The organism is Anaeromyxobacter diazotrophicus (genome assembly GCF_013340205.1).
GTDB lineage: Bacteria > Myxococcota > Myxococcia > Myxococcales > Anaeromyxobacteraceae > Anaeromyxobacter_A > Anaeromyxobacter_A diazotrophicus.
The window spans coordinates 107,450-119,577 of sequence record NZ_BJTG01000010.1 but is presented as its reverse complement, the minus strand read 5'-3'; the positions used below and the strand labels follow the sequence as shown (position 1 = coordinate 119,577).

14 protein-coding genes are annotated in these 12,128 nt (G+C 75.8%); 7 read left to right on the top strand and 7 right to left on the bottom strand.

The annotated features are described in order from the left end of the window. The first annotated feature begins 34 nt into the window (after positions 1-34). Positions 35-1,291, top strand: coding sequence for an MFS transporter (locus tag HWY08_RS19265; RefSeq protein ID WP_235969710.1), 1,257 nt, complete (start codon positions 35-37; stop codon positions 1,289-1,291). Here the strand turns inward: HWY08_RS19265 and HWY08_RS19260 are convergent. The 3 genes from HWY08_RS19260 to HWY08_RS19250 all read right to left on the bottom strand — a co-directional run bounded on the left by HWY08_RS19260 (position 1,231) and on the right by HWY08_RS19250 (position 3,843). Beyond that, entirely contained in the window at positions 1,231-2,424 is a 1,194-nt protein-coding gene (locus tag HWY08_RS19260; protein WP_176068272.1) for a cation:proton antiporter domain-containing protein, read from the bottom strand. The two genes, HWY08_RS19265 and HWY08_RS19260, sit on opposite strands and share 61 nt — an antisense overlap. Positions 2,425-2,456: 32 nt before the next feature. Continuing rightward, positions 2,457-2,843 carry a hypothetical protein gene (locus HWY08_RS19255; protein WP_176068270.1) on the bottom strand — a complete coding sequence of 129 codons (387 nt, stop codon included), beginning with the start codon at positions 2,841-2,843 and terminating at the stop codon, positions 2,457-2,459. Positions 2,844-2,934: 91 nt separating this feature from the next. Next, complete coding sequence (locus tag HWY08_RS19250; protein ID WP_176068268.1) at positions 2,935-3,843, bottom strand: hypothetical protein; 909 nt, start codon at positions 3,841-3,843, stop codon at positions 2,935-2,937. Between the two features lie 119 nt (positions 3,844-3,962). On the opposite strand from HWY08_RS19250, the gene HWY08_RS19245 reads away from it, so the two are divergent. From HWY08_RS19245 to HWY08_RS19235, 3 genes are read left to right on the top strand one after another with little or no spacing between them, the layout of a single operon-like run. Then, the gene (locus HWY08_RS19245) at positions 3,963-4,250 is read left to right on the top strand and encodes a hypothetical protein (protein WP_176068267.1); all 288 of its coding nucleotides are present in this window, start codon (positions 3,963-3,965) and stop codon (positions 4,248-4,250) included. Then, entirely contained in the window at positions 4,247-4,618 is a 372-nt protein-coding gene (locus HWY08_RS19240; RefSeq protein WP_176068264.1) for a hypothetical protein, read from the top strand. The genes HWY08_RS19245 and HWY08_RS19240 overlap by 4 nt, the downstream gene beginning before the upstream one ends. Further along, positions 4,615-4,947 (top strand): SaoD/DsrE family protein, encoded by a 333-nt coding sequence (locus HWY08_RS19235; RefSeq protein WP_176068262.1) that lies wholly within the window; start codon positions 4,615-4,617, stop codon positions 4,945-4,947. The genes HWY08_RS19240 and HWY08_RS19235 overlap by 4 nt, the downstream gene beginning before the upstream one ends. Before the next feature lie 12 nt (positions 4,948-4,959). Here HWY08_RS19235 and HWY08_RS19230 read toward each other — a convergent pair whose 3' ends face one another. From HWY08_RS19230 to HWY08_RS19220, 3 genes are all read right to left on the bottom strand, one after another. After that, on the bottom strand, positions 4,960-5,961 hold the full coding sequence (locus tag HWY08_RS19230) for an alpha/beta hydrolase-fold protein (RefSeq protein WP_176068260.1): 1,002 nt from the start codon (positions 5,959-5,961) through the stop codon (positions 4,960-4,962). Positions 5,962-6,002: 41 nt separating this feature from the next. Next, entirely contained in the window at positions 6,003-6,239 is a 237-nt protein-coding gene (locus HWY08_RS19225) for a hypothetical protein (RefSeq protein WP_176068258.1), read from the bottom strand. Positions 6,240-6,323: 84 nt separating this feature from the next. Then, positions 6,324-7,406 (bottom strand): 4Fe-4S binding protein, encoded by a 1,083-nt coding sequence (locus HWY08_RS19220; RefSeq protein WP_235969709.1) that lies wholly within the window; start codon positions 7,404-7,406, stop codon positions 6,324-6,326. Positions 7,407-7,492: 86 nt separating this feature from the next. Between HWY08_RS19220 and HWY08_RS19215 the strand changes: the two genes are divergently transcribed. After that, positions 7,493-8,707 (top strand): MDR family MFS transporter, encoded by a 1,215-nt coding sequence (locus tag HWY08_RS19215; protein ID WP_176068254.1) that lies wholly within the window; start codon positions 7,493-7,495, stop codon positions 8,705-8,707. Here HWY08_RS19215 and HWY08_RS19210 read toward each other — a convergent pair. Next, positions 8,704-9,837 carry a hypothetical protein gene (locus HWY08_RS19210; protein ID WP_176068252.1) on the bottom strand — a complete coding sequence of 378 codons (1,134 nt, stop codon included), beginning with the start codon at positions 9,835-9,837 and terminating at the stop codon, positions 8,704-8,706. The genes HWY08_RS19215 and HWY08_RS19210 overlap by 4 nt on opposite strands. Positions 9,838-9,924: 87 nt before the next feature. Here HWY08_RS19210 and HWY08_RS19205 point away from each other — a divergent pair, with 87 nt between their 5' ends. Both HWY08_RS19205 and eutC read left to right on the top strand, forming a co-directional pair. Then, on the top strand, positions 9,925-11,316 hold the full coding sequence (locus HWY08_RS19205) for an ethanolamine ammonia-lyase subunit EutB (protein WP_176068250.1): 1,392 nt from the start codon (positions 9,925-9,927) through the stop codon (positions 11,314-11,316). Next, positions 11,313-12,089, top strand: a complete 777-nt coding sequence (eutC, locus tag HWY08_RS19200) for an ethanolamine ammonia-lyase subunit EutC (protein WP_209005191.1) — start codon at positions 11,313-11,315, stop codon at positions 12,087-12,089. The genes HWY08_RS19205 and eutC overlap by 4 nt, the downstream gene beginning before the upstream one ends. Positions 12,090-12,128: the final 39 nt, after the last annotated feature.

The window sequence follows — 12,128 nt, the reverse complement described above, 5'->3', positions numbered from 1 at the left end:
GATGAACGGTAACGGCGGTGCTATACGGGGGCCCGTGAACGGCACCTCCCCCTTCGCCGCGCGCGACGTGCGGCTCCTCTTCGCGACCCGGGCCGTCCGGCTCTTCGCCTACGGCTTCCTCTCGGTGGTGCTCGTGCTGTACCTGGCCGCCGCGGGGCTCTCCGAGGCGCGCATCGGGCTCCTGCTCTCCCTGACCCTGGCCGGCGACACCGCCATCTCGCTCTACCTCACCACCCGCGCCGACCGGCTGGGGCGCCGCGCGATGCTGCTCGCCGGCGCCGGCCTGATGGTCTTCGCGGGCGCGCTCTTCGCCGTCACCGGCAACTTCTGGCTGCTCCTGCTCGCCGCGACGGTGGGCGTCATCAGCCCGGCCGGAAACGAGGTCGGGCCGTTCCTCGCCATCGAGCAGGCAGCGCTCTCCGAGGCGCTCCCGGCCGAGCGGCGCACCGGCGCCTTCGCCTGGTACACGCTCTTCGGCTCCTTCGCCACCGCGCTCGGCTCCCTCGCCGGCGGCGCGCTCGCCTCGGCGCTGCAGCGCGCCGGCGCGGCGCCGCTCAACAGCTACCGGGCGGTGGTGGTGGGCTACGGCGCGCTGGGGCTGGCGCTCGGGGTGCTCTTCACGCGCCTCTCGCACGGCGTGGAGGCGCCCGCGGCCCGCCGGGCGGCGCCCCCGGGGCGGCCCTCGTTCCTGCAGCGCAGCCTCGGGCTCTCCAGCTCGCGCGGGGTGGTGCTGAAGCTCTCGGCCCTCTTCAGCGTCGACGCCTTCGCCGGCGGGTTCGTGGTGCAGGCCTTCGTCGCCTACTGGTTCCACCGCCGCTTCGGCGCCGACCCGGCGCTGCTCGGCGCCATCTTCTTCGGCGCCAACGTGCTCGCCGGCGTGTCGGCGCTCTCGGCGGCGTGGGTGGCGCGCCGGATCGGGCTCGTCCGGACCATGGTGTTCACGCACCTGCCGTCGAACGTCCTCCTGTTCCTCGTGCCGCTCATGCCGACCCTGCCGCTCGCCATGGCGGTCCTCTTCCTGCGCTTCTCCATCTCGCAGATGGACGTGCCGACCCGCCAGTCCTTCACCATGGCGGTGGTCGACCCCGGCGAGCGGTCGGCCGCGGCCGGCGTGACCGGCATCGCGCGCACCGTCGGGTCCGCGCTCTCGCCGCTCGCCGCCGGGCCCCTCTACGCCGCGCCGGCGCTGGCGAGCCTGCCCTTCTTCATCGCCGGGGGGCTCAAGATCCTCTACGACCTGGCGCTGCTGGTCGCGTTCGGGCGGGTGGCGCCGCCCGAGGAGCGGCGCTGATCGCGGCGGAACCAGCGCGCCACCAGCACGTCGGTCGAGGAGTGGGCCAGGATCGAGCCCGCCACCACCAGCGCCACGAGGTGCGCCAGGGCCCGCGCGCGGGGCAGGCCCGAGGCGAGGATGAGCAGCCCGTACACGACCGACGAGAAGCCCTTCGGGCCGAACCAGGCCGCCGCCACCCACTCGCGCCAGGAGAGGCCCCCGCCGACGAGCGCCAGGGCCAGCGCGGCGGGGCGGACCACCAGCAGGACGAGCAGCGCGTAGGCGTAGCCGGAGAGCGGGATCTCGGCGAGCAGCCGCGGCGAGAGGACCGCGCCGAAGACGAAGATCGCGGCCAGCTTGGCGAGCTCGGCGGCCACCTCGCCCACCCGCGCGAAGGCGCGCGCGATGCGCGGCGCGGTGGTGGCCACCACCACCCCCGCCGCGAAGACGCCCAGGAAGGCGTTGGCGTGGAGGGCCGCGGCGGCGGCGTAGGCGAGCAGCCCCGCCGCCACCGCCGAGAGCGGCTCGTAGAGCGGCGCGGCCCCGAAGAAGCGGCTCCGCTCGAGCCGCAGCACGGCGAGCGGCAGCGCCACCCCGAGCGCCACCCCGAGCGCGACCTCGCCCAGCGCCGCGCCCAGCGGCGCGCGCTCCGGCCGCAGCACCGCCAGCAGCACGATCACGAGCGGCAGCGCCAGGCCGTCGTTGAGGCCGCTCTCCACGTTGAGCAGGTGCCGCAGCCGGCGCGGGACCTCCCGGGCGCCCACCACCGCCGCCGCCAGCACCGGGTCGGTGGGGGAGAGCGCGGCGCCCACCAGGAACGCCTCGCCCCAGCCCAGCCCCGCCACGTACCGGCCGAGGAGCGCGTTCCCCGCCACCGTGAGCGGCAGCCCGAGCAGGAGCGCGCGACCGGGGAGCCGCCAGCCCTGGCGGAGCTCGCGCGTGGTGAGCTGGGCGCCGTCCGTGAAGAGGACGATCACGAGCGCCGCCTCCGCCAGCGGGCCGACGATCGCCCGGACGTCCGGGCGCAGCACGAGCTGCGCCGCGGCGCCCGCGAGCAGGAACAGCACCGCCGTGGAGAGCACCGTCCGCTCGGCGAGCGCCGAGACGAGCACGGCCGCGACCAAGGTGAGGGCGAAGGCGAGGAGGAGCATGCGAGGCGAGCCGCCGCCTCACAAGCTCCGCATCAGTGCTTCAGCCCGCCGCCGTGCCCGCCCTCCTCCTGGAAGGCGTGGGTGAGGACGAAGTGGTACACGGCGAAGGGCTCCTCCTTCGAGCCGCCCACCAGCTCGAACGAGAACTGCCCCTCCTCGCCCGACTCCTCCGGCGTGGCCTCCACGTAGAGGACGTCGCGCACGTCGAGCACCAGCTCGGCCACGAGCTGCTTCGCCCAGACGAGCTGGACGACCGGGTTCCGGTCCTCGTCCTCGTCGAGCTGCCAGTGGAACGCGTCCTGGTCGTAGAGGAAGGTGTCGACGGTGCCGGCGCGCACGATGCAGTTGGCGTGCTGGCGCAGCCAGCGCCAGAACTGGTCGAAGGAGAGGGTGGTCCCGGTCTCGACGGTGACGGCCATGGCCGGAATATAGCCGCACTTCCCCCGGGCCGCGGCGCCAAGCGCGCGGAGGCGGCAGGCGCGCCGGGGCCGGCGCCCGGCCCCGACAGCTTCAGAACAGCTCCCACGTGATCGAGGGGACGGCGACCGACATCGTCGAGCCGGCGCCGCTCCCCGAGAAGATCCCCCACCCGGCGGCCGAGATGTCGCCGCCGCACCACACCCACAGGGCGTACCAGTGGCTGCTGTCGACCGTGAACCACGCGTCCAGCGGGTGGGCGGAGGTCGAGCCCGTCTGCCACCCGGTGCCCGACCACCAGGAGTCGTCACTCCAGAGGTCGAGCTGCTGGTCGACCGACCATCCGTCGAGGCCGCCGCTCAGGTTGTAGCGGCCGACGATGAGCCCCAGCCAGCCGTCGGTGTGGGCGCCGTCGAGGACGCACCAGTCTCCCCAGCCGAAGTTGAGCGCGGGGGCCGAGGTCAGGTGGAGGATCCCGTTCTCGGTCTGCGGGCGGAAGTAGATCCCCAGCGCGGCGCGCACGCTGGCGCTGGACCCGTGATCGAAGTTGGCCCACGCCGCGAAGCTCATCCGGCCGGTGCCGCGGTCGGCCGACGAGGCGGCCTCGTCCGGGCTGTTGGAGCTCGCCTGCCAGCTCCAGTCGTAGCTGAACGGGGGGACCACCGTCGCGCCGATGGAGCCGGTGAAGATGCGCTCCTTCGCTTCCGGCGCGGCGGGGGCGGCGAGCTGCTCCTTCGCGTACCGCGCCTGCAGCGCCCGGAGCTGCTTCACCCCGGCCGCCACCTTCTCGTTCTCCCCGAGCAGGTCGCGCAGCGGCCCGTGCACCTTGGCCAGCGCGGCCAGGTGCTCGCGGCGCGCCGCCTCGCCGGCCCGGAAGCGCTGGTTGAGCCGCTGCTCCAGGTCGGCCATCCCGCGCTTCACCAGCGCCGGTGGGGCGATCTTCCCGCCGAACAGCGCCTCGACCGGAAACACCAGGCCCTTCCCGTTTCGCTGGATCGCCATGTGCCGCTCCCTTCGGTCCGAGGCCAGGCCGGCTGCGCAGCCGCTGGCTGTCGGGTGGACCGCTGGAGCCAGCCGTTGTGACGCTTCCCCCCCGGGGGCGGCTGTGGTCTCATCGGGCCGTGGAGCTCCCCGAGACCGCAGCCCGCGCGCTCGCCACCGTCCGCCGCGACGGCGCGGACCTCTCGTTCCCCGTGGACGAGATCTGCCACTCGAAGCGCTTCCGCCTGTCGGTTCGGTACCGCGCGCCCTCGGGCGAGCCGATCCGCCTGGGCCTCCTCTACGCGGAGGACCGCGCCGCGCTCGAGGCGCTCGCCCGGGCGCTCGCGGCCGAAGCGGCCCCCGCCACGCAAGGGGCGCCGCCTGGGGGTTGCACGCGCCCCGGTGGCGCGGATAACGACCCGGCGTGACGCCCCGCACCGTCGCCGAGCACCTCGCAGACGTCCGCCGCGGCGGGAGGATCGCGGGCGCGGACCGGATCGGCGAGGCCGCGGCCGGCGGCCTGCTCGTCCGCGTCGGGCTGTGGGTGGACGGGGAGGGGAGCGTCGTCCGCGCCCGCTACCTCGCCACCACCTGCGCGGCCCTCATCGCCTACGCCGAGGCCGCCTGCGCGCTCGCGGAGGCGCCCGGCGCCGCGCTCCCCGACGCGGCCCGCCTCCGGCGCGCCGTGCGCGGGGTGCACCCCATCCACCACGGCCGCGCCGACCTCGTCGCGCTCGCCCTGGCGCGCGCCCTCCAGGGCTCGCGCCAGCTCGCCCCCACCCCGGAGCCCACGTGAACGTCGCCTACGTCTTCTCCACCCCGAACGCCTCCTTCATCCTCGAGAAGATGATCGCGCCGCAGCTGGAGGAGGGCCGCCACGGCGCGAACGTGGTCGGGATGTTCTTCTTCGTCGACAACAACTACCTGCTCGTGCGCGGCAACCCGACCGGCGAGCGGCTCGCGCGCGTGGCGCGCAAGACCGGCATGCTGCTCATGGGCTGCGACCAGTGCTGCTACCAGCGCGAGATCGCCGACAAGCTCATCGAGGGGGTGCCCGTCGGCTGCTTCCCCGATCTCTACCGGGCACTCTCCGGCGTGCAGGTGGACCAGGTCATCACGCTCTGAGGCCGCGGCCGGTCAGCCGCGCTCCATCCGCGGCAGGAGGTACGCGAGCGAGCGGTCGTAGCGGTAGTCGAGGCCGCGGTGGCCGTCGTCGAACTCCTCGTGGAGGACGTCCACGCCACCCTGGCGCAGCGCCTCCGCGACCATCCGCGCGCCCCAGCGCAGGTTGAACTCGTCGCGGCGGCCGCAGTCGAGGAAGACCGAGCCGAGCCGCCGGAAGGCGTCGAGGTGGCGCGGCACGAAGCGGACCGGGTCGGCCTCGAGCCAGCGCGCCCACACCTCCTCGCGCAGCCGCGCGGTGTCCGGGTCGAACGGCAGCTCGAGGCCGAGGGGCGCGCCCGCGCGCGGCGAGTAGGCGGCCGCCATGGCGACCACGTTCAGCACCGTGTGGTCCTCCCCGGCCGGCTTCGTCTCGCGGGCGCGGCGCAGGAAGCCCTCGAACCAGGCGGCCGGGTCGCTCCCGGCGAGCGCGGCGGCGGCGCGAGGGAAGTCGGGGAGGTAGCAGTACTCGAAGGCGGCGTCGCCGGCGTGCGAGGCGAGGTGGCCGAAGACGCCGGGGTGGAGCGCGCCGTGGAGCAGCGCGCCGTAACCCCCCGAGCTCTTGCCGACGAGCGCCCGCGCGCCGGGGCGCGGGACCGTCCTCCAGCGCGCGTCGGCGAAGGCCACCACGTCCTCGGCCAGGTAGCGGCCGTAGCGCCCGGTGGCCGCGCTGTCCCTCCACTGGCTCCCGCCGAGCCGCGTCCAGCCGTCGGGGAAGACGCCCACGAACGGCGGGACCGCCCCCGCGTGCACGAGCGCGTCGAGCCGCTCCGGGAGCGTGGGCTGAAACGGGGTGACGTTCGCGTACCCGCGCGCGCTGCCGCTGAAGCCGTGGAGGAAGTAGACGGCGGGGTACCGGCCGCCGGCCTCGTAGCCGGGCGGCAGGTACGCGAGCAGCGGGCGCCGCGGCGGGTCGCCGAGCGGGTTCGACGCGAGCGCGGCGGAGTCGAGCTCCGCCCAATCCAGCCGGCCGTGCATGCCGGGAGCATACACGGCCGGCCGTCCCGGCTCGCCGCCCGTCAACGGGTGGCGGGGCCGTGCCGCCGGCGCGAGCTCATCGCCCACCAGATGATGGCGAGCACCACCAGCGCCGCGATGATCCAGAGCCACCCCGAGCCGCCGGCCTGCCGGCTGGTCGGGTCGTTGATGGGCGCGGGAGCCGAGCCTGGCTGGGCGCCCGCCTGGGCGAGCGCCAGGGCCGGCGCGGCCCACAGCGCGAGCGCGGTCGCCTGGAGCGCGGCGGCGAATGCCTTCATGGTTGCCATGCGTACACCTCCGTTCGACCCTTCACGGTCGGCATCGGAGGCGCCGCGCACAACCGGGCGCGGGGCCGCGGGCGGCTAGTGGCCGAGGAACGGCGCGAGCTGGTAGACGCGCGCCAGGAGCTCGTCCGGCAGCGCGGTGTGCCAGTGCCCGGTGAGGCGGGCGCAGGCCCAGGCGCCGAGCATGACCGCCAGCGCGCCGGCGGGCACGAGCCAGGGGCTCATGCCCTGCTTCGCGCGCCGGTTCACGGTGAGGCAATCCGCGACGGTGCAGGCGGCGACGCACGAGAGGCAGCCGGTGCACTCCGCCGTCCACACCGAGGCGCGGCGGTGGACCGGGATCTGCGCCGGGCAGGCGCGCGTGCACGCCTGGCAGTCGTTGCAGGTGGCCGGATCGCGGACCACCCGCTGCGGCGAGCCGAGGCTGGCGAGCCCCAGCAGCGCGCCGTAGGGGCAGAGGTAGCGGCACCAGAAGTGCTTCACGACCACCGAGAGCACCACCAGGACGCCCAGCACGACGCCGGCGCCGGCGGAGAGGCCCTGGAAGAAGAGCAGCATCTTCGCGTCGGCCGCGAGGTTGAACGGCGCCTTCATGAAGCCGTCGATCGCCTCGAGCGGCATCTGCACCCAGACGATCCAGAGGAAGAACGCCAGCAGGAGGTACTTGAGCGAGAGCAGCGGCAGGTCGAGCCAGCGCGGCACCACGAGCTGCCGGCCGCGCCGCCAGAGCGTCTTCTTGCCCACCCACTCCAGCGCGCGCGAGAAGGTGCCCACCGGGCAGACCCAGGAGCAGAACGCCTTGCGCGCCGCGAAGGCGGTGCCGAGGGCGGCGAGCAGGATGACGAGGCCGGCCGGGTGGATCTCGTCCCACTGCCCGCTGTGGACGAACCGCTTCAGGCCGACGAGCGCGCTGATGGGGAGGAACGCCTCCACCGCCGGAGGGCGCGCGACGGTGAGCGGCTCGCCCGCGGCGGCCTGCTCGTAGAAGCGCCAGAACTCCCAGCCGGTGACCGTGAGGAAGAGCGCGTAGGCGGCCTGCACCGCCCAGCGGACGGCCGGCAGCCGCCGGTACGGGTTCTGCCAGCGCGCGGCCGGGGCGGAGGCCGCCGGCGCCGCCTCGCCCTCGCCGGGCGAGCGGAGGGTCACCAGTTGATCGGGCACAAGTGCCCTTCTACCGGACGCGGCCATGTAGGAGGAAGAGGAGCGCCCGGTCGGGAGAGGGCTCGCCCGCCGTGCTAGAAGTCCCCGTGCTCCGCCGCCTCCAGGACGCCGTCCGCGGCTACGCGGGCGGCCTGCCGCCCACGTTCTGGTGGCTGTGGGCGGGCATGCTGGTGAACCGCCTCGGCGGCCTCGTCGTCCCCTACCTCGCCATCTACCTCACCGAGCGGCGCGGGGCGACGGTGGCGCAGGCGGGCCTCGTCGCCTCGCTGTGGGGCCTCGGCTCGATCGCCTCCGGCCCGGTGGGCGGGCTGCTCGCCGACCGGCTCGGCCGGCGCTCGACGCTGGTGGCGGCGCTCGGCGCGGGCGGGATCGGGATGATGGCCCTCGGGTTCGTCGAGCGCATCGAGGTCATCGCGCCCGCCGCGCTCGTGCTCGGGTTCGCGGGGGAGTGCTTCCGCCCCGCCATGCAGGCGGCGGTGGCCGACGTGGTGACCGAGCCCGCCGCGCGGGTGCGCGCCTACGGGCTCGTCTACTGGGCGGTGAACCTCGGCTTCGCGGTGGCGCTCGCCTTCGCCGGCCTGCTCGCCGGCGTCTCGTTCACGCTGCTCTTCCTCCTCGACGGCGCGACCACGCTGCTCTTCGCGGCCATCGTGCTGCAGCACGTGCCGGAGACGCGGCCGCAGGGCGGGGCGCACGAGCCGGCGCTGCGCGGCCTCGCCGCCGCCTTCGCGGACCGGACGCTCTGGCCGCTGCTCGCCCTGAACGTCCTCTTCGCCTCGCTCCTGTGGCAGTCGCACGCGGCGCTGCCGGTGGACATGCGCCGCCACGGCCTCTCGGCGGCGACCTACGGCGCGCTCGCCGCCATGAACGGCCTCGCCATCGTCCTCCTGCAACCGGTCACCACCCGGCTCGTGGCGGGGCGCGACGAGGGGCGGGTGCTGGCCCTGGGCGCGCTCCTCGTCGGCGCGGGCTGGGGGCTCAACGCCTTCGCGGGCGGGACCGCCGTGTACGCGTTCGCCATCCTGGTCTGGACGGTGGGCGAGGTGCTCACGACGCCGGTGGCCTCGGCGGTGGTGGCGAACCTCGCCCCGGCGCACCTGCGCGGCCGCTACCAGGGAGCGTGGAGCATGAGCTGGGCGGTCGCCGCCGCGGCCGGCCCGGGCGCGGGCGCGTTCGTGCTGGGCCGCTTCGGCCGCTCGGCGCTCTGGCTCGGCTGCGCTGGCGTCGGCGTCGCGATGGCGGTGGGGCACCTGCTCGCGGGCCGCTCGAGGCTCCGGGAGCCGCGGCGCGGGGCGAGCTAGCCGCGCCGCACCCGCGCCAGGAGCACCTTCAGCTCGGGGGCGTGGCACCGCGGATCGAGCGGGCCGAGGACGCGGGCGTTGACGACGCAGCGGATGACCCCCTGCACCTCGGGCGCGTCGCAGCGGAGCGGCTCGAGGCCGCTCTGGGCGAGCTCGGCCCGGCTGTCCCGGATCGCGTACAGGAACGCGTCGGCCGCGGCGCGCTGGGGAAGCGGCGCCTCGCTCAGCTTCTCCTCGACGTAGGCCAGGTGCCGCGAGGCGAGGCAGGCCTCGGCCGAGCGCGCCACCAGGTAGGCGCGGTCGAGCTCGTAGGCGAGGCGGACGAGGGCCCGCGGGGCGACCTCCCAGTGCGGCACCCGGTCGCCGAGGCGCACCAGGCCGGCGAGGGCGCGCAGCTCGTCCGAGGAACAGAAGCGATCGATGGCCTCGGCGGGGCTGCCGGCGGGGATGGCGCCCAGCTGCCGGTATCCGGCGCAGAGGGCGGCCTTCTGCACGAGGGGATCCTCGCAGCCGAGCGGCGCTCTCCCGGAGTCCGCGATCTCGGTGCGTACGGCCGCGGCCGCCTCATCGACGTGCTGCAGCTCCTCCAGGAGCTCGGCCCTCCGCGACGGGCCCGCCATCCCGCGGCGCCGGTCCAGATCCTCGGTGCGGAGGTCGGCGGCCAGCTGCGCGCGCAGCTCCCGGAAGAGCCAGAGGGCCGTCGACGCGGCCGCCAGCCGGTACTTGGGCTGCCGCTGGAGGCTGCGCTGCGCGAGGTAGCGCTCCACCGCCTCCGGGGTGGTCGAATCGCCGGCCGCGGGCGCCGTTCCCGCTCCATCGACGTGGACCGGCTCGGGGCGGTGGCGAGCGGTGCGCGGGCAGCGGTCGGGCTCGGCGCCCGCTGCGCCTGGCGATCCCCCCGGGCGCTGCGCCGAGGTGGAGCCCGGCGCACGCAGCATGGCGACGAGGGGCCCGCGCGCCACCGGGGGGGACTTCCGGGGGGGCGAGAGGCGCTCCTGAGGCGCGGCCGGCGCGATCGCCGGGACCGGCGCCGGCGCGCCTGCGCTCCTCGGCCGGAAGGCCCAGTGCGCGCCGAAGGCCAGGAGGGCCAGCACGGCGATCACGGCTGTCCCCTTCACCCATCGGCGCACCGCAAGATCTTACCGTGGCGCGCTCGCCGCGTGTCGAGATTGCGGCGGCCGCTCGCCCGCCGCGTTAGGCGAGTGGGTGGGAGTGTGATGCCCTACGCGCAGGCCGCCGGCGGGACGACCTGGAGGTTCGAGGACCTCCGGGAGCTGCTCGCCAAGGCGACGCCGCACCGCTCGGGCGACGCGCTGGCCGGGATCGCGGCGCGGAGCGCGGAGGAGCGCGTGGCGGCCCGGATGGCGCTCGCGGATCTGCCGCTCTCCACCTTCCTCCGCGAGGCGGTGGTGCCCTACGAGGAGGACGAGGTCACCCGGCTCATCCAGGACCGGCACGACGCGGCCGCGTTCGCCCCCCTCGCGCACCTCACCGTGGGCGGCTTCCGGGAGTGGCTCCTCGACGACGCCACCGGCGAGGCGGAGCTCGCCCGCGCGGCGCCGGGCATCACGCCCGAGATGGCGGCGGCGGTCTCGAAGCTGATGCGCAACCAGGACCTCGTGCTGGTGGCGCGGAAGTGCCGCGTCGTGACGCGGTTCCGGAGCACGATCGGCCTGCCCGGGCGGCTCTCGGTGCGGCTCCAGCCGAACCACCCGACGGACGACCCGCGCGGCATCGCGGCGTCGGTGCTGGACGGGTTGCTGCTCGGCGCGGGCGACGCCGTGATCGGCGTGAACCCCGCCAGCGACGGCCTCGCCGGGCTGGGCGAGCTGTGGCGGATGCTGGACGAGCTCGTCCGCCGCCTCGACATCCCGACCCAGACCTGCGTCCTCACCCACGTCACGACCCAGCTCCGCGCCATGGCGGCGGGCGCGCCGGTGGACCTCGTCTTCCAGTCCATCGCCGGGACCGAGGCGGCGAACCGCAGCTTCGGCGTGTCGCTGGCGCTCCTCGCGGAGGCGCGGGAGGCGGCGCGCGCGCTCCGGCGAGGGACGGTCGGCGACGACGTCATGTACTTCGAGACCGGGCAGGGCAGCGCGCTCTCGGCCGGCGCGCACGGCGGCGTCGACCAGCAGACGCTCGAGGCGCGCGCCTACGGGGTCGCCCGCGCCTTCGGCCCCCTCCTGGTGAACTCGGTGGTGGGCTTCATCGGCCCGGAGTACCTGTACGACGGCAAGCAGATCATCCGCGCTGGGCTCGAGGACCACTTCTGCGGGAAGCTGCTCGGGCTGCCGCTCGGGGTGGACGTCTGCTACACGAACCACGCCGAGGCCGACTCCGACGACATGGACGTGCTGCTCACGCTGCTCGGCGCGGCCGGCGTCACCTTCGTCATGGGCGTGCCTGGCTCCGACGACGTGATGCTCAACTACCAGAGCACCTCGTTCCACGACGCCCTCTACCTGCGCGCCCTGCTCGGGCTGCGCCGCGCGCCCGAGTTCGAGGCGTGGCTCGAGCGGATGGCGCTCGCCGACGCGGCCGGGATGCCGCGGGCGCCGGGGCAGGGGAGCCGGCTCCTCGCCGCGGCGCTGGAGCTCGGGCGGCCGTGAGCGCGCCCCTCGCGCCCCCCGGAGGCGACGGGCCGCTGGCGCAGCTCCGCCGCTACACGCCCGCCCGCATCGGCCTCGGGCGCGCGGGACCGAGCCTGCCCACCCGGGAGGTGCTGGCGCTCGCGCTCGCGCACGCCCGGGCGCGGGACGCCGTCCACGCTCTGCTCGACCTCGCCGCCCTGGACGTCGCGCTCCGCGCGATGGGCGTCGAAGCGCCGGTGGTCCGCAGCGCCGCGCCGGAGCGCGCCGCGTACCTCGCCCGGCCCGATCTCGGCCGCAGGCTCTCGGACGGCGCCGCCGAGGCGCTGCCGAGGCCGGCGGCTGCGCCCGCGGTCGCGGTCGTCGTCGCGGACGGGCTGTCCGCGGTCGCGGCGCAGCGCCACGCGCCGCCGCTCCTCGGCGCGCTGCGGTCGCTCGCGCCGGAGCGCTGGGAGGCGGCCCCGGTGGTGGTCGCCCTCCAGGCCCGCGTGGCGCTCGGCGACGCGGTCGGCGCGGCGCTCGGCGCGCGGCTGGTGGCGGTGCTCATCGGCGAACGCCCCGGCCTCTCGTCGCCGGACAGCCTCGGCGTCTACCTCACCTCCGACCCGCGGCCCGGCCGCTCCGACGCGGAGCGCAACTGCGTCTCGAACATCCGCCCGGAGGGGCTCCCGTACGGCGAGGCCGCCCGCCGGATCGACTGGCTCGCCCGCGAGGCGCTCGCCCGGGGCGGGACCGGCGTCGCGCTGAAGGACGAGAGCGACGCCTCGGCGAGCGCCGGACGTCAGCTCGAGTGAGCGGGAGGAGGGGCATGCTGGCGAGATCCCTCACCGGTC